This is a genomic window from Pseudolysinimonas sp. (assembly GCF_057350545.1).
In genome coordinates, this window is the sequence record NZ_JBMRCP010000081.1 from 21,784 (window position 1) to 37,487 (window position 15,704).

General features: G+C 66.5%; 16 protein-coding genes. 10 read left to right on the forward strand and 6 right to left on the reverse strand.

The genetic code is table 11. The features are described 5' to 3' along the window. Nucleotides 1–13: 13 nt before the first annotated feature. The 3 genes from ACO1X9_RS11730 to iolC are packed head-to-tail and all read left to right on the forward strand — an operon-like array spanning nt 14 to nt 2,951. Entirely contained in the window at nt 14–985 is a 972-nt protein-coding gene (locus ACO1X9_RS11730) for a DUF4432 family protein (RefSeq protein WP_486351020.1), read from the forward strand. Then, nucleotides 982–1,998, forward strand: a complete 1,017-nt coding sequence (locus ACO1X9_RS11735) for a zinc-dependent alcohol dehydrogenase (RefSeq protein ID WP_486351021.1) — start codon at nt 982–984, stop codon at nt 1,996–1,998. The genes ACO1X9_RS11730 and ACO1X9_RS11735 overlap by 4 nt, the downstream gene beginning before the upstream one ends. Further along, nucleotides 1,995–2,951: a 5-dehydro-2-deoxygluconokinase gene (gene iolC / locus ACO1X9_RS11740; RefSeq protein WP_486351022.1), complete on the forward strand. Its 957-nt coding sequence runs from the start codon at nt 1,995–1,997 to the stop codon at nt 2,949–2,951. The genes ACO1X9_RS11735 and iolC overlap by 4 nt, the downstream gene beginning before the upstream one ends. On the opposite strand, the gene ACO1X9_RS11745 is transcribed toward iolC, so the two are convergent. From ACO1X9_RS11745 to ACO1X9_RS11770, 6 genes are all read right to left on the reverse strand, one after another. Continuing rightward, entirely contained in the window at nt 2,932–3,690 is a 759-nt protein-coding gene (locus tag ACO1X9_RS11745; protein ID WP_486351023.1) for a GntR family transcriptional regulator, read from the reverse strand. The genes iolC and ACO1X9_RS11745 overlap by 20 nt on opposite strands. Before the next feature lie 240 nt (nt 3,691–3,930). Continuing rightward, on the reverse strand, nt 3,931–4,140 hold the full coding sequence (locus ACO1X9_RS11750) for a KTSC domain-containing protein (RefSeq protein WP_486351024.1): 210 nt from the start codon (nt 4,138–4,140) through the stop codon (nt 3,931–3,933). Continuing rightward, entirely contained in the window at nt 4,137–5,963 is a 1,827-nt protein-coding gene (locus tag ACO1X9_RS11755; protein ID WP_486351025.1) for an ATP-binding protein, read from the reverse strand. The genes ACO1X9_RS11750 and ACO1X9_RS11755 overlap by 4 nt, the downstream gene beginning before the upstream one ends. A gap of 38 nt (nt 5,964–6,001) precedes the next feature. Beyond that, nucleotides 6,002–7,123: an SIR2 family protein gene (locus ACO1X9_RS11760; protein ID WP_486351026.1), complete on the reverse strand. Its 1,122-nt coding sequence runs from the start codon at nt 7,121–7,123 to the stop codon at nt 6,002–6,004. A gap of 218 nt (nt 7,124–7,341) precedes the next feature. Beyond that, on the reverse strand, nt 7,342–7,767 hold the full coding sequence (locus tag ACO1X9_RS11765) for a DUF1761 domain-containing protein (RefSeq protein ID WP_486351027.1): 426 nt from the start codon (nt 7,765–7,767) through the stop codon (nt 7,342–7,344). Nucleotides 7,768–7,922: 155 nt separating this feature from the next. Then, nucleotides 7,923–8,912 (reverse strand): PDR/VanB family oxidoreductase, encoded by a 990-nt coding sequence (locus ACO1X9_RS11770; protein ID WP_486351028.1) that lies wholly within the window; start codon nt 8,910–8,912, stop codon nt 7,923–7,925. A 159-nt stretch (nt 8,913–9,071) separates the two neighbouring features. On the opposite strand from ACO1X9_RS11770, the gene ACO1X9_RS11775 reads away from it, so the two are divergent. The 7 genes from ACO1X9_RS11775 to ACO1X9_RS11805 all read left to right on the forward strand — a co-directional run bounded on the left by ACO1X9_RS11775 (nt 9,072) and on the right by ACO1X9_RS11805 (nt 15,691). Further along, entirely contained in the window at nt 9,072–10,205 is a 1,134-nt protein-coding gene (locus ACO1X9_RS11775; RefSeq protein WP_486351029.1) for an amidohydrolase family protein, read from the forward strand. Beyond that, nucleotides 10,198–10,557, forward strand: a complete 360-nt coding sequence (locus ACO1X9_RS11780) for a Rieske (2Fe-2S) protein (RefSeq protein ID WP_486351030.1) — start codon at nt 10,198–10,200, stop codon at nt 10,555–10,557. Before ACO1X9_RS11775 ends, ACO1X9_RS11780 begins: the two co-directional genes overlap by 8 nt. Continuing rightward, a complete protein-coding gene (locus ACO1X9_RS11785) occupies nt 10,557–11,540 on the forward strand; it encodes an aldose 1-epimerase (protein WP_486351031.1) in 984 nt (327 codons plus the stop codon). Before ACO1X9_RS11780 ends, ACO1X9_RS11785 begins: the two co-directional genes overlap by 1 nt. Nucleotides 11,541–11,615: 75 nt before the next feature. Next, entirely contained in the window at nt 11,616–12,431 is an 816-nt protein-coding gene (locus ACO1X9_RS11790; protein WP_486351032.1) for an IclR family transcriptional regulator, read from the forward strand. A gap of 155 nt (nt 12,432–12,586) precedes the next feature. Further along, on the forward strand, nt 12,587–13,882 hold the full coding sequence (locus tag ACO1X9_RS11795) for an ABC transporter substrate-binding protein (protein ID WP_486351033.1): 1,296 nt from the start codon (nt 12,587–12,589) through the stop codon (nt 13,880–13,882). 17 nt (nt 13,883–13,899) lie between these two features. Continuing rightward, entirely contained in the window at nt 13,900–14,832 is a 933-nt protein-coding gene (locus tag ACO1X9_RS11800) for a carbohydrate ABC transporter permease (RefSeq protein WP_486351034.1), read from the forward strand. Continuing rightward, a complete protein-coding gene (locus ACO1X9_RS11805; protein ID WP_486351035.1) occupies nt 14,822–15,691 on the forward strand; it encodes a carbohydrate ABC transporter permease in 870 nt (289 codons plus the stop codon). The genes ACO1X9_RS11800 and ACO1X9_RS11805 overlap by 11 nt, the downstream gene beginning before the upstream one ends. Nucleotides 15,692–15,704 lie beyond the last annotated feature (13 nt).

Consider the following 15,704-nt stretch of genomic DNA (forward strand, 5'->3'; position numbering starts at 1 on the left):
TCGAGGAGGACCTGTGATCACCCTGACCGCTCCCGCGATCGAAGTCGACGTCGACGAGGAACACGGCGCGGTGATCACGGCGGTGCGTGACGCGAGCGGCCGCAACGCCATCGCCCACTACGACTGGGAGACGCCGATCCTTCCCTCCCGCGGGCTCTCCTACGGCAACGACGACCTCGACTTCCACGCCGGCTTCCGCGGCGGCTGGCAGGAGACCTTCCCCAACGCCGGGCAGACCTCGGTGGTCGACGGCGTGCCGCATCCGTTCCACGGCGAGGCGACGACATCCCGATGGACCGTGCTGGAACGCAGCGCCGACCGGTGCGTGCTCCACGTGCCGGTGCGCTCGCCGCTCGAGCTGCGACGCACGATGTCGCTCGACCCCGAGCACGCGGTGCTGCGGCTCGACGAGGTCGTCACCAACGTCGGCGAAGTCCCCGTCGACTTCGTGTGGGGCCACCACCCGGCGTTCCCGGCCACGGCGGGAGCGCGCATCGACTACCCGGCGGGAGCGCGCATCCGCCCCGACATCGAGCGCGCGGTCGGCGTCGCCCTCGAGCCGGCCGAGTGGCCGATCGTTCCCCTCGCGGCGGGCGGCGAGATCGACCTGTCGGTGATCCCCGACGAGCCCGTGCACCGCTTCGCCTACGTCGACGCGCTGACCGAAGGATGGGCGGCGCTGCGGCAGCCCGCGGGCGGCGTGAGCGTCGGACTCGCCTGGGACCTCGCGGCCTTCCCCTACTCCTGGCTCTGGATCCAGCGCGACGATCCCGGCTTCCCGTTCTACGGCCGCGCGCGCTGCATTGCGATCGAGAGTCAGACCGCGTGGCCCTACGACGGGCTCGCGGGCGCACGTCGCCGCAACATGGCCCACCGCCTGACGCCCGGCGAGACCCTCTCGGCCTGGTACACGATCGCCCTCTTCGAGAACACCGGTGCCGCGGTCACCGGGGTCGGGCGCGACGGAAAGGTGCGTTTCGCATGAGCGAGCAGATGATCGCCGTGGTCAAGAGCCGGCTCGGCGAAGGCGGGGTCGCGGTCGGCACGGTGCCGCTTCCGACCGCCGGCCCTACCGACGTGATCGTCGAGGTGCACGCCGCCGGCGTCTGCGGCACTGACCTCCACCTGCTCGAAGACGGCTACCCGTCGCGCCCGCCGGTCGTCATGGGGCACGAGGTCGCGGGCGTCGTCGTCGAGCTGGGGGAGTCGGTCGACCCCGAGTGGATGGGGGCTCGCGTCGCGTGCGAGACCCACCACCAGGTGTGCGACTGCGACCTGTGCCGCAGCGGGCGGCGCAACCTCTGCGACAACAAAACGTCGATGGGTTCGTTCGTGGATGGCGGGTTCGCCGAGCGGGTGAAGGTGCCGGTGCGGCTGCTGCACCGCGTGCCGGATCACGTGCCGCTCGACCAGGCCGCGCTCTCGGAGCCGCTCGCGTGCGTCGCGCACCTGCTGCTCGATCCGCCCGTCATCAACGCGGGGGATCGCGTGCTCGTCACCGGCCCGGGTCCGATGGGTCTGCTCTGCGCCCAGGTGGCGCGGTCGATGGGTGCGCGCGTGCTCGTCGCCGGGCTTCCCGCCGACGCCCCGCGCCTCGCGCTCGCCGCCGAGCTCGGGTTCGAGACGTCGCAGACCCGGCCCGCACCGGGGTTCGACGTCGTGGTCGAGTGCTCGGGCAGCGGCGGGGGAGCCCGCACGGCGCTCGAGGCCGTGCGCAAGGGCGGGCGCTACGTCGCGGTCGGCATCTCGGGCGGCGACGTCACGGTGCCGCTCGATCTGCTGCTCTACAAGGAGCTCACGATGACGTCGGGCTTCGCGGCGACGGCCGAGTCGTGGCGACGGGCGATGCGCCTGCTCGACCAGGGGCTCGTCGACCTCGCCCCGCTCGTGACGGGTCGTGAGCCGCTGCGCAACTGGGAGTCGGTGATCGGCAAGCTGCGCTCGGGCGAGGGGATGAAGATCGTGCTCGACCCCCGGCTCGATGCGGCTGCCGGGTGACCGCGCCCTCCGCTCTCGACGTTCTCGCCCTCGGACGCTCGCTCGTCGACCTGTATCCCGCGCACGACGGGCCGCTCGAGGCGGTGACCTCGTTCGACAAGGCCGTCGGCGGCAGTCCCACGAACGTCGCGATCGCGGCCGCCCGCCTCGGTCGCCGGTCGGGGGTCGTCTCGCGGGTCGGCGACGACGCGTTCGGCCGCTACGTGCGCGCGGAACTCGCGGCGCTCGGCGTCGACGTCGCGCAGGTGCTCACGGTGCCCGGCGGGGTGACCCCGGTCGCGATCGCCGAGATCTCGCCGCCCGATCGGTTCCCGGTGACGATCTACCGCCCCGACCCGCCCGTGGATGTCGCCCTCCGCGCCGAGGAACTCGACGAGGCGGCGATCGGGTCGGCCAAGATCCTCTGGATGTCGCTGAGCGGCCTCGCCGCCGACCCCGGTCGTTCCGCACACGCCCGCGCGGCCGAGCTGCGCGCAGCGGCGTCGGAACTCGTGCTCGACCTCGACTACCGCCCGGCGTTCTGGGCGTCGGAGCAGCAGGCGCGGGACGCCGCGCGGGCGACGGCATCCCGAGCGACCGTGCTGATCGGCAACCTCGACGAGTGCCGCATCGTCACCGGGGCGACCGAGGCGGATGCTGCCGCCGACCGTCTGCTCGAGCTCGGCGCCCGCCTCGCCGTGGTGAAGCTCGGCGGCGACGGCGTGCTCGCCGCGACGCCGACGGAGCGGATCACCGTGCCACCGATCCGCGTGCGGGTGGTCAACGGTCTGGGTTCCGGCGACGCGTTCGGGGCTGCGCTCTGTCACGGGATGCTGGCCGGCTGGGAGTTGCCGCGCCTGCTCGCGTTCGCCAACGCATCCGGTGCCCTCGTCGCGTCGAGGCGGGGATGCTCGACCGCGATGCCGACGCTCGCCGAGGTCGACGAGCTGCTGGCTACTTCTCGACGAGCGTGAACTCGATCGTGTAGCGATCGGGCCGGTAGTGGGTACGCCCCACCTCGACGACGCGCCCCGACTGGTCGTACGCGGTGCGCTCGAGCGTCAGGATCGGGCTGCCCACCGGCACGTCGAGCAGTCGCGCCTCGTCTTTGGATGCCGCCCGCGCGCTCACGAACTGCCGGGCCACCCGCATCGTGGTGCCGCGCTCGCGCATCATCTCGTACAGGCCGCGGTGCTCGAGCTCTTCGCGCAGGATGGTCGGCGCCTCGAGCAGGTGGTTCTCCATGATGGCGATCGGCGCGTCATCGGCCGACCGCAGACGCCGCAGGTGCAGCACCGGCTTGTCGAGCTCGACGCCGAGCTTCTCGGCCAGCGCCGGGGTGGGCGGCAGCGTCTCGTAGAGCAGCACCTCGGTGGTGGGCGCGCGACCCTCCTGGGCGAGGTCGTCCCAGAGGCTGCTGAGCTCCGCCCGGCGTGTGATCGAGCCGTGCACGATCTGCGTGCCGACCCCGCGCCGCCGCACGAGCAGCCCCTTGTCGACGAGCACCTGGATCGCCCGCCGCATCGTGGGCCGCGACAGACCGAAACGCTCACCCATGGCGATCTCGTTCTCGAGCCGCGTGCCGGAAGGCAGCGTGCCGTCGGCGATGAGCGACTCGAACCGCTCGGCCACCTGCGCGTACAGCGGAACGGGCCCCTCGCGATCGAGCCCGCTGAAGACCTCTTCGGGCAGGGGGCGCTCGATGCTCGTCATGGATGGCTCCGGCTCAAAAGTGCGGACATTCTCGGCCTATCGTGACATTGATGGGCGCCCGGCGCGAGGAAGCGCGATTCGGAAGTGCGGTGTGGCGGCGCTTGCGAGCGGTTTCGCCGTGCGACTGCGGCTCGAACGCACCGACCGTCGCGCTCGTCAGGTGTTCGAAAGGCGCTGGGGCAGAGACGCTTTAGGCTTCGAAGCCCCGTCCCACGGGCGGAGGGCTGCGGGACTGACGCCTTAGAGCTTCGCGTAGCGATATCCCCCCCGGATGACTCTTGCGAAGTACGACCCGGCACTCGGTGCAGCCAACAGTGTGATGTACTCCGACTCGGGGACGTCGAAGTATTGATAGACGCCGCCGTTGCGGAACTCGAGTTCGAGGGTCATCGTCCCGGCGTCGTATCCGACCGACATTAGGTTTGATGACTCGACGGGTTGCCTGATCATGCGTCCTCACCTTCGACCTTCACTCGTGTGGAATCAATCATCTGTCGCCGCCATGCAGTCGTCACATCTCTGTAGTTGCCAGGTTCTCGGGACCGGTCCCACCCTCCGGGGCGTTCGGTGTCACCAATAAGCAGAGGGTCGAGGCTGTCGGGTGTGGTGTGTGGAAGATCTATTCGGGCGCGAGTTGGAAAGTTGACGAACTCTCCGACCATCAGGGCTTCACCAGTCCGAAGGATGGGCAGTAGCGCGAACATCCCATCGAGACTGTCTGCCGCGGAACGAGTCACGATCTGCCGGTCGCTGGGGTTCGTCAGTCGCATCGCCACAAGACTCCCGCACTGAGACAGTACGGTCTCGTCAATCTCGGAGGGGCGCTGGCTCACAATCATCGCGCCGACTCCGTACTTGCGTCCCTCCCGCACTATCCGCTGAATCGATACTTTCGCGCCCGATTGCGAGGTGGCGCCGAGATACACGTGAGCCTCTTCGAAAACTAGAAGCACTGGGCGTTCCCTTCCGCCTTCCGACAGCTTGCGCGACCAGTAGAGCGCGTCGTAGATCAGGCGTGTCATCGAGCCGATCACGTCGGGGATCACGGTCGGAGGAGCACTCGATAGGTCTACGACGAGAGGGCTCTGGCGTGGGTCTAGCCAATCCTCGAGGAGCTCATCGAGGTCTTTCGATGTTCTGCCCTCCGAGTCTGGGGCCCATGGCCCCGGGTCGAGGATGAACGACCATCGACGGTCGCGGAGCCGCGATGCGAGTACGTCGATGTTGCGTCGAATGTTGAGCGGCGCACCACTGAGATAGACCTTGTCGGACCCGGCTGCCAGATTCTGTGCTTGGAATCGCGGGGGTCGAATGTCCTCAGCGCTACCTTCGTCGAGTGGGTTGCCGTGTGCGTCCTTCTCAAGAGCCCACGTGTCACGACCTTGCGCTGTGGACTGGGCAGTATGAGTTGCATTCAGATAGACGTGCAGGTCGAACCACAACCTCCTAAGACTGAACGGCACAGGTGTATCAACGGTGACATCTGCTTCGCTGACACCAGGGATCGGGCAGAGGGTGAGAGCCTCCCTCTTCAAGCGCACGATCTCGTCTCTGACAAATGCCCTGCCAGGCGCATCGCCCAGGAAACCGAACGTCAAAGGCACAAGTTCGTCAAACGACAAGGCCCAATATGGAACGTAGAGAGAAGCCGAAGTCTGGGTCACGGTGACGCCGCGGATAGTGCCGTTGGCGTCAAATGTCCGAAGGTACTCACCGTGAAGGTCGAAGAGTATTACCCGGGAAGACGGAAATATCGCGGGATTCGAAAGACTCTCGACGATTCGCGCGACCGTGGTTGACTTCCCTGAACCGGTTGATCCAACGACAGCGGCGTGCCGATTGACAAGCCGATTGGCGTCGATGCGCGCGTCGATCCCCTCGGCCGCAGCGACCCTGCCAATCTTGAGCCAACCAGCTGAGGCATCCTGATCTCCATATAGCGACCGAAGGTCTGCTCGCGTCACTACGTGCGCGCTCTCGCCGACGGAAGGCAGCCGAGCGACGCCTCGTGCGAACGGGGCATTTGGGGTCGACTCTCCGACCAACTGCACGGTCATCCAGCGCGACCAGCTCGGGTGGTCAGCTGCATCGCCCTGGCGCTGAGGCGTAGCGCCAGCGCCCGACTTGGTTACCACTCCGACGAGGTTGGTGAACCCGATTGGAAAGCGAACGAAACTACCGACCTGGCCGACAGAGTGCGGCTCGCCATCCACGAAGATAAGCCCTGATGGTACGTGGTTAGCGATCTCGACGTTTACGGCCGATCCATCCACGTCAACTACTTTGCCGATCCTGCTGGCGTCACTAACCTTCACGAATCGGCCTGACGCTCAAAGAGCTTACCTAGCGAAGCGAAGTCCCCGATGGCGCTAGGACTAATACCGCTGCGCGTATCGGGATCTGTGGCGGCCCACGTCAGAGAGGCACCTGCGATTGCGAGTGCGTCCGGCCCCAGGAAGCGGATGTTGCTCACCCGGGCCGCCTCGGTGACGGACTTTGAGTATGCCGAGATCTCTTGGTACTGGAGGGCGAAGGCCGTTGCAGATGGGTTTGCTCGAAGGCCCTCGAACACGCGCTCGTTGACATGTTCGTCGCCGAATGAATAGCCGGCGATTACTAGGGTCGCGGACGGCATCGCGAGGAAACGCTTGAGTTGATCCTGCATCAGCAGGAAGGGCATACGCCTACTCTGCTCGTACTTCAAGTGTGAAGGATGGATAAGGCTGGCACCGCTCACCACGGGCCTCGTGGAACGCGTCACGCGCTTGTCGACGATCTCCCAGTTCACCGAGCCGTGCATTTTCCAGACGCGAGCCCAATAGTTCGGAAGCGCCTCGCTCTCCACCGACCGGTGGTCAAGAAACGGATACCTAGATCCGACGAAGCCGTCAAAGAATGGAACTGAGTATCGCTCGAACGCTTGCTCCACGAGTAGGTCGTAGTTCAGCGAGAAGATGTGCAGCGGGCTGACACGCTCCGAGTCCCACATGGAAGCCCACTTGCCCAGAGCGTCGTACCCCTCGCCGTTTTCCGGGAGGTCTTGAGCGACTATCTCTGCAATGCTCTTGGTCATTGCGCTCTCGAGCGCTTCGAGTTGGGCCCCGGACAAACCTCGAACTTCAGATGCGCCGACAACTTCACGCATCATCCGAACGCGCCCAAGCCACGTCTCGACCGTTGCGGATTCGAGGCCATCCGTTTCGAGCGTCGACTTGAGCTTCGCGAGCGCGCTCGCGGTTTCGTCGTCTAGGCGCTTGCTGACTTCTTCGGTGAGGCCGGCAATCGTTGGAATGAGAGGGCGGCCCGTCGCGCCCCTCAGCGATGCCGAGCAGCCAGCGCCCAACAGGAGCCCAACTGGCCGGTCGCCTTCACGAATGGTGCGATCTAGGAGTTCTAGCTCCTCCGAGAATTCTGCGGTTCCATTCCCTGACATACCGGAATCATTTCAGGCGGGGAGGCAACCGTCTCGGGGCTCGCCGGTGGATGCATCTCGACCTCAAGGTATCCATGACCGCCACTTAGGTACGACATGGGGACCCCCGCGCCGGAGCATTAGCCCGGATGGCTCTGGTACGAACCTAAGGAGCGCGAAGTAACCCAGTTCCTCCTCATCGCGGCAGACCCCCTCGAGCTCAACCCACGAGGGATGGGTCAGGCCGGGGGCCAGACTCCGATGATGAGCGCCATGATGAGCACCGTCACGAGCTCGTGCGCGCAGTTGAGCACGGTGAGCTTCGCGGTCCTCCGGTCGAACTGGTCGTGCGTGATGAACCGGGCGGCAGTGAACCCCGCCCACAGGATCGCCGCGGTGACGAGGGCGTTCACGAGGAACGAGCCGCCGTAGAAGTCGAACGAGATCCAGACGGCGCCCGCGAGCACCCACGCGGTGACGAACGACACGATGAGCGTGACGACGATGGGGCGGATGGCATCCTTCGCGTTGCCCGACGGCGTGATGCCGGCCTCCTTCATCCAGAGGTTGCCGAACACCTTCGGGGTGTACCAGATGCTGCCGACGATCATGCTCGACAGGGTCGCGAGGATGACGGCGATGTAGTTGATCTCGGGAACGGTCATGGCGGCTCCTCAGGGGACTCGACGGTGAGTGGTCGGACTCTACTCCGGGGTGGGGTCTCGACACGCGCCTTCGGCGCTACTCGACCACCGAATGCCCGACGACACGCGCCGCCGGCGCTACTCGACCACCGAGAGGGTTGATGTGAGATGAGAGATTAGAGGTCGAGGATGAGGTCGCCGTCGGTGCAGCGACTGACGCAGATCATCATCGTATCGCCGCTCTCCCTCTCCTCCGGCGTGAGGAAGTCGTCGCGGTGATCGGGCGTCCCCGAGATGACGCGCGTCTCACAGGTGCCGCAGTACCCCTCCTCGCACGAGGACTCGACGAGTTTGCCGAGCGTTCGGGCCGCGGCGAGGATGGTGCTTCCCTCCTGGACGGTGAGCTCGTCTCCGGAGCGTGCGAACGTGACGCGGAACGGGCGATCGCCATCCGCGTGGATCCCGGCGAGGGTGTCTTCGGACGCCTCGAAGTGCTCGACGTGAAGACTCGACTGCGAGCGCTGCAAGGCGAAGTTCCACGACGTCGCCTCCTCGAGCATCCGACGCGGACCGCAGACGTAGACGGCGGTGCGGGGCTCCACGGACCGGAACAGGGCGCCGAGGTCGAGCCGATCTCCCTCGCCCGAGACGTGGACCTCGACGTCGCAGCCGGGCGGAAGCAGCCGGGCGAGCGGCGCGTCGTGCACGTCGCGGAGAGCGACGACGACGCGGAAGGCGACGCCCCGTTGGTGCAACTCGTGCGCCATCGCCGCGAGCGGGGTGATGCCGATGCCGCCGGCCACGAGAAGGTGCAGTTCGGCGTCGGCGAGCGGAAAGCTGTTGCGCGGGCCGCTGATCTCGAGTTCGTCGCCTTCGCCGAGGAGGTGCGCCTCTCGAGAGCCGCCGCGGCCCGCTTCTTCGCGCAGGATCGCGATGCGATATCCGTCTCCGGGTGTGCCGCACAAGGAGTACTGGCGCGCGAGGCCCGAGGGTAGATGCAGCGTGATGTGGGATCCCGCCGTTCCGACACGGATCGGGTCATCACCGGTCGGCTCGAGGTCCAACGTCACCACTCGCGGCGTGAGCTCCTCTCGGCGGGCGACGCGAACACGCGTGCGTTGACCGAGCCCGTCGATCCCTGTCGTATCCAGCGCTTCCGTCCTCATCGGGTCGGACACTCCTCGTCCGTCGTCGGCTCGGGCGAGCGCCCGGCGATCGTCGCTGCGTCGGTTGACAGCAGCTCGGGCGAAACCGTATCATGAAACCGCGCGATGTAACATCAAGTGCCACAATACGACATTAAACTGGAACACAGAAGGAACCTCATGACAGCGACGTCGGCGCAGCCCCGCGGATTCATCGTGGACTGCGACATCCACCAGCCCGACCCGCTCAACGAGGAGTTCGCAGAGTATCTGCCAGAGCCCTACAAGACCGAGATCGCGACCTTCGGCCCTCGAAAGCTCTTCTCAGGGCATCGATTCGAAGATGGCGGAATGCGCTGGGATCTCCGTGGGGAGGTCAACGGCAAGGCGCTGGACGAGCCCGGGTTCTTCATCGAGAACCTCCTCGACCGCTACGACCACCGATTCGGTCTGCTGACCGGGAACGTCGGCACGATCTCCGGCATCCCCGATCCCGACTACGCGGCAGCGATCGCCGCCGGGCTCAACGACCGCACGATGGATGTCTGGCTTCCGGTCGACGACCGACTCGGGATGTCGATCCTCATCCCGCTTCAGGACGTCAACGCGGCGGTCGCGGAGATCCGACGGCTCGGGGATCATCCGCGCGTCAAGACCGTCTCGATGTTCGCCACCGCGAATCGGATCCCCTTCGGTGACCGCTACTACTGGCCGATCTACGCGGAGTGCGAGAAGTTCGGCCTGCCGATCCACATGCATCCGTCGACCACGGGGGTCATCGCGAACCACGCACACACGCCTGCGGGCGAGGCTGCGACGTACTTCGAGTCGCACGTCACGCTGCCGACCTACTACATGGCGCAGACGGCGAGCCTCGTACTCCGCGGCGTCTTCGAGCAGTTCCCGAACCTGCGTGTGATCCTCGTCGAGGGGGGGATCAGCTGGCTTCCACATGTGCTGTGGCGCATGGACGCCGAGTACAAGGGGCTCAAACACGAGGTCCCGTTCCTCAAGCGTCTGCCGAGCGCCTACGTCCGCGACAACATCCGTCTTACGACGCAGCCGATCGAGGACCCGGGCGATCTGCGGCATCTGCAGCAGATCATGGAGATGGTCGACGCCGAGAACACCGTCATGTACGCGAGCGACTTCCCGCACTGGGACTTCGACGAGCCCTCCTACATCGAGAGCAAGCTCGGCAGCGGGATGATGCAGAAGCTCCTGCACGACAACGCCTGCGAGTATCTGAACCTCGAGTGCGCCGGCCACCCCGCGTTCACCGGGACCGAGGCTCGGTCGACGGCGAATGCCTGAATGGCATGACGTCGCCGCGTTCGACGAACTGGTCCCCGAGCGACCGCTGATCGTGACGATCGCCGATCAGACGATCGGTATCCGCGTGTGGCGAGATAAGGTGTTCGCCGTCGTCAACCGCTGCGGGCACGCCGGCGCGCCGATGGCCTACGGCGAGATCTACCCGGCGATCTCGAGCTCGGCGCCGGGGGCACCCGTCGACGTCGACTACGACAAACCCGAGATCCGCTGCCCCTGGCACCACTGGGGTTTCGACCTCGGAACCGGTGCCTGTACTGCTCCGATACGACGGCCGAGGCTCCGTGTGTTCCAGACCAGGGTCGATGACGGCCGCGTGCTCGTCCTCGTCTGATGCGACACGGCTTCCGCGACGAGCGCGGTTGGCGCCTGCACGTGATGGAGAACGACCATGTGCGGGTCGAGTTGCTCGCAGAGCGAGGTGCGACGATCACTTCCCTCCGCGATCTGAGAACCGGCGTCGACGTGCTGTGGCAGCCGCGATGGGGAATCCCGCACCGTGACCGCGTCGATCTTCCCGGATCGAGCGAGGCCGTCGCGATGGGGCGCTATCCGGGCGGCTGGAACACGCTGTTCCCGAACGCGGGCGCCGCGACGGTCGAGCACGGCGTCGAGTGGCCGATGCACGGGGAGGTCTGGTTGACCCCGCTCGAGGTCGAGCCCGTCACCGACGGGATCGTCGCGCGCGGGATGCTCATTCGGAGCCCCTTCTCGTTCACTCGACGCATCACACTCGACGGGACACGGGTCGTGGTCGCCGAGTCGGCCACGAACCTGGGAGCCGAACCGATCGACGCGATCTGGAACCAGCACCCGGCGTTCGGAGCGCCACTGCTCGACTCGGCCGCGCACATCGTGACGACGGCGCGCACTGTTCACTCCGACATCGGAGACCCGCGGATCGGCGTCGGACGCGAAAGTGCCGCCTGGCCGACCGGCAACCTTCCGGCAGGCGGAACCGTCGACCTCTCCATCGTGCCATCGGTCCGCGACGGGACGAGCAGGCGGGCCTTCCTCGCCGACTTCGCCGAGGGCCGCGCGATGGTGGGCATCAGCAATCCCGGTCTCGATCTCGAGGTGCGAGTCGAATGGGATGCCGATGGACTTCCCTACGCCTGGTATTGGCTCGAGGCCGGCGGACGTCGAGGCTTCCCATGGTTCGGGTCCGAGTACGTCCTCGGCCTGGAACCGTGTACGAGCTACCCGACAGGGGGGCTCTCGCGGGTGCGGCAGTTGACCGGGACCCACGTGACGTTCGATCCCGGTGAAACCCTCGAGCGCGCGGTCAGCGTCAGCCTGGATCGTCGGGGCGAGTGACGTCGGACGGGTCGCCCGCGCGGCGGCGGCGCGTCCGGGGCCTGCGGGGCAGCAGCGGCGGGCTAATCTCGGGGCGTGGACGAGCGAGGCAAAAGCGGCGATCAGCGCGACCGTGGCGGCATCCAGTCGCTCCATCGCGCGTTCGACATCCTGGAGTTCGTGGCGCGTTTCGATGTCGTCGGCGCGACTCGCATCGCCAACGATCTGGGGCTCTCGGTGTCGACGGTCAACAACCTGTGCCGCACGATGGCCGATCGCGGCTACCTCGTCGGTCGACGAGGGCAGTACCGCGTCGGCCCGGCATTCAGCCTCTTGGCGACGAGGTGGAATCCGATGCTGGCCCTGCCCGAGATCGTCGTCCCTGCGCTCGAGGCTCTGACGGAGACGACCGGCCAAGCGTCGGTCGCGACGATCCTCACGGGCATGGATGCGCGCGTCGTCGCGTTCGAGCAGGGGCGGGGACCCGTCGGCACTCCGCCGCCGCGTTCCGATCGTCGTGCCCTCGACCTCCCCACAGGCACCGTTCTCGTGGCACTCTCGCGACGCAACGAGTGGGATGCCTTCGTCGCGGACTGCGTCGACCATTCCGACGGCACGGTCTCCGCCACCGAGCTCTGGGATGAACTGGAGCGCGTCGCTGCCACGAGTGTGTGCGGGCGCCGATCCACCGAAGCTCACGGCCAGACGGCGGTCGCGGTGCCTGTGTGGACCGCCGGTGACATCGTCGCGTGCGCCATCGGCGTCTCCGCGCCCACTTACCTCGTCGACGAGAGCCTCGAGGAGCTCATCCGCACGAGCCTCGTCGCGGCCGCCCACGATCTCTCGCAAGAGCTCGGAGCCTCGGCGATTCCGCCTGTCGCCTCCCAGATCGACTGGGGACTCACGCACTGAAGTCGCGTGCGCCGCGCTCAAGAAGCGGATTCGTTGACCGTCCGACTTCTCCCGTGCTAGCCTCGCGCCACTGCACACAATGACACTATGTGTTATATCGTGACACCCGCACCGAAACCTCACCCCTAGTGAGTGTCCAAAGGAGGACAACCCACATGTCACTGTTCAACTTCAAGCGCGGGGGCGCTCGACGACTCGCCACTGCCATTGCCGGACTCGCCGCGACCGGTATCGTCCTGGCCGGCTGTGCCAGCGCGCCGGCCGAGCCGGAAGGCCCCGTCGATCTCCGCGTCACGCTCTGGTCGGCCAACGAGGCGCACCACGCGGTCTTCAACGAGATCGCCGACGAGTACATCGCGGCGAACCCGGACAAGGTCAGCTCCGTCACATTCGACGCCTACCCGCTCGACGAGTACACGCAGGCTCTCGTCACCCAGGTGTCGGGCGGAGAAGCTCCGGACATCGCCTGGGTGCTGAACTCGAACTCGCGCGAGTACATCGAACAGGGCGTGCTCGCCGACATCAGCCCCATCCTCGAGGCCGACGCCGACTTCGATCTCGGCGACGTGGTCGACGGATCGCTCACCGCCTGGTCGAAGGACGGCGGCATCTACGCCTACCCGTTCTCGACGCAGCCGTTCGGGATGTACGTCAACCTCGACCTGCTCGAGGCCGCCGGCCAGCCCAACCCTCGCGACCTGATCGCGAGCGGTGACTGGAACTGGGACCGCGTCATGGAGATGGCCGACGCCGCCGCGAACGCCACGGGTCAGGGCGGGCTCCAGTTCCAGTCCTGGAACGTCTGGATCGAGCTCGCGACGATCTGGGAGAGCTTCGGCGCCTCGCCGTGGTCGGCGGACGGTTCAACGCCCCAGTTTGACTCGCCGGAGATGGTCGAGTTCATGACCTGGGCGAACGAGAACATGTTCGAGCGTCGGGGCATCATCCGCCCGGGCGAGACCTTCGACTTCACCGCGGGCACTGCGGCGTTCAAGATCCACCTGCTGAGCACGTCGGGATCGCTCGACGGGAGCTTCGGGTGGGACTACGTGCCGCTTCCCGAGGGGCCGGGCGGCCAGAAGAACGTCATCAACCAGGCGGCGATCGGGGTGTTGTCGCAGTCGGCGCACCCGGAGGTCGCGGCGGAGTTCCTGTCGTTCTTCACCAACAAGTCGAATGCGCAGAAGCTGTCCGCCTTCTTCCCGCAGCCGCGCGAGTCGCTGCTGACCTATGAGGCGCTCTCGGCAGCCGCCACGAAGATGAGCGAAGAGCAGATCGTCGGCACGATCATCGAGCCGGCGCAGGATGCCGTTCCGCTTCCCGTGCACCCCAACTACAGCCAGTTCGCGAGCACGGTCGCGAGTTCGCTCGAATTGATCAGTCAGCCCGGAGCCGATGTCGAGGGAATCCTGCGCGACCTGCAGGAGTCGATCTCGCAGTACTTCGGCTGAGCGGTACAACAGTTCTCGTGGCACAGCTGACGGATCACCCGCGCGGTGTCGCACCACGGCGCGCCTCCCGCCTTGCCCCGGCAAGGCGGGAGGCCGCCCTCGGTGCGGCCATGGTCGCGGGGCCGGTACTCGGCGCCCTCGTCTTCGGGGTCGCACCGCTGCTCTTCATCGCGTGGTACAGCCTCCACGACTGGGCGCCGCTCACGGGACGCTTCGACTTCGTCGGACTCGGCAACTTCGAGGAGCTCGCGACCAGTAGGAGCTTCCATCAGTCACTCCTCGTGACCGGTGCTTTCGTGGTCGGTGTGGTGGTCGCCGAGACGGTCATCGCCCTCCTGCTCGCGTCGCTCCTCAATCGCAGGATGCGGGGCATCGGGTTCTTCCGGGCGGCATACTTCGCTCCGGTCGTGATCGCCTACGCTGCCTGGGCGCTCGTCTGGGACTACCTCCTCGCGTCGAACGGCGTAGTCAACACCTTCCTCGCGATCTTCGGTATCCAGGGGCCGGACTGGCTCAACAATCCGTCGACAGCTCTCGGGAGCGTCATCCTCATCGTGCTCTTCAAGGGGGTGGGTCAGAACATGATCCTGTTCCTGGCCGCTCTTCAGGGCGTGCCGCGTGAGCTCTCGGAGGCCGGTGAGCTCGACGGCGCCTCTCCCTTCGGACGATTCCGCCACATCACGTTCCCGCTCATCACGCCGACCGTCATGATGGTGCTCATCCTGACGACGGTCGGGGCGCTCAACATCTTCGTGCCGATCCAACTCCTCACGCACGGCGGACCCGGCGGGTCCACCAACGTCATCTCCTATTACCTGTACGAGGTCGCCTTCCGGCAGCAGGAGTTCGGCATGGGAAGCGCCGTGGGCATCGTACTTTTCGCCGTCGTGCTGTCGCTGACGCTCGCACAGTGGGGGCTGCGGAAGCGGTGGGTGCACGATGAGCACTGACGTGAGTGCGCAGCGCCGACGCCCCAGCGGGCGGCGCGTCCTCGGCCGGGTCGTGCTCTTCGGCTCGATGGCCGTGCTCGCCATCCCCTTCGTCTACCCGCTGCTCTGGATGGTCTTCTCGACGTTCAAGCCCATCTCCGAGATCTATGGGGCGGCCAACCTCTGGCCGAACACGTGGACCACCGACGCGCTCGGGAAGATCTTCACGGTCAACCCGCTGCTGCAGCAGTACTGGAACTCCCTCTACACGTCGGTCGTGATCACGGCGGTCACGGTGCTGCTCGCCGCGATGGCCGGCTACGCCTTCGCACGACTGCGGTTCCCCCACGCGAACAAGGTGTTCTTCCTCGTGCTGAGCACGATCTTCCTGCCGGTGGAAGTGACGATCATCCCGATCTTCCGTTGGACGGCGGATCTCGACCTGCTGAACACGCACTGGCCGCTCATCGTGCCGATGGCGCTCGGCCCGAAGCTCGCGGTCGCGGTCTTCATCTTCCGCCAGTTCTTTCTCAGCCTTCCGCGGGAACTGGAGGAGGCGGCGATGCTCGACGGCATGAACCGCTTCGCGATCTTCTGGCGGATCGTGATGCCACTCGCGGGACCGGCGACGGCGACCGTCGTCATCCTCACGTTCCTCAACGCGTTCAACATGTACATCGAGCCCCTCGTGTTCATCCGCTCACCCGAGCTCATGACCGTGGGGATCGGCCTGACGCGCTACCAAGACCAGTACGGCGACCCGCTGTACAACGCCCAACTCGGGGCGACCTCGCTGACCGTGCTCCCGGTGCTGCTGGTGTTCATGTTCGCGCAGCGTCAGTTCGTCGAGAGCCTCACCCGTGCCGGCCTCAAGGGCTGAGCAGACCAACGAA

Excerpts from the sequence above, each read along its gene's own strand:
- ACO1X9_RS11795 (WP_486351033.1), top strand. The coding sequence starts at position 12,587 with ATGTCACTGTTCAACTTCAAGCGCGGGGGCGCTCGACGACTCGCCACT.
- ACO1X9_RS11770 (WP_486351028.1), bottom strand. The coding sequence starts at position 8,912 with ATGAGGACGGAAGCGCTGGATACGACAGGGATCGACGGGCTCGGTCAA.
- ACO1X9_RS11805 (WP_486351035.1), top strand. The coding sequence starts at position 14,822 with ATGAGCACTGACGTGAGTGCGCAGCGCCGACGCCCCAGCGGGCGGCGC.
- ACO1X9_RS11785 (WP_486351031.1), top strand. The coding sequence starts at position 10,557 with ATGCGACACGGCTTCCGCGACGAGCGCGGTTGGCGCCTGCACGTGATG.
- ACO1X9_RS11760 (WP_486351026.1), bottom strand. The coding sequence starts at position 7,123 with ATGTCAGGGAATGGAACCGCAGAATTCTCGGAGGAGCTAGAACTCCTA.
- ACO1X9_RS11765 (WP_486351027.1), bottom strand. The coding sequence starts at position 7,767 with ATGACCGTTCCCGAGATCAACTACATCGCCGTCATCCTCGCGACCCTG.
- ACO1X9_RS11735 (WP_486351021.1), top strand. The coding sequence starts at position 982 with ATGAGCGAGCAGATGATCGCCGTGGTCAAGAGCCGGCTCGGCGAAGGC.
- ACO1X9_RS11775 (WP_486351029.1), top strand. The coding sequence starts at position 9,072 with ATGACAGCGACGTCGGCGCAGCCCCGCGGATTCATCGTGGACTGCGAC.
- ACO1X9_RS11745 (WP_486351023.1), bottom strand. The coding sequence starts at position 3,690 with ATGACGAGCATCGAGCGCCCCCTGCCCGAAGAGGTCTTCAGCGGGCTC.
- ACO1X9_RS11780 (WP_486351030.1), top strand. The coding sequence starts at position 10,198 with ATGCCTGAATGGCATGACGTCGCCGCGTTCGACGAACTGGTCCCCGAG.
- ACO1X9_RS11750 (WP_486351024.1), bottom strand. The coding sequence starts at position 4,140 with ATGATCAGGCAACCCGTCGAGTCATCAAACCTAATGTCGGTCGGATAC.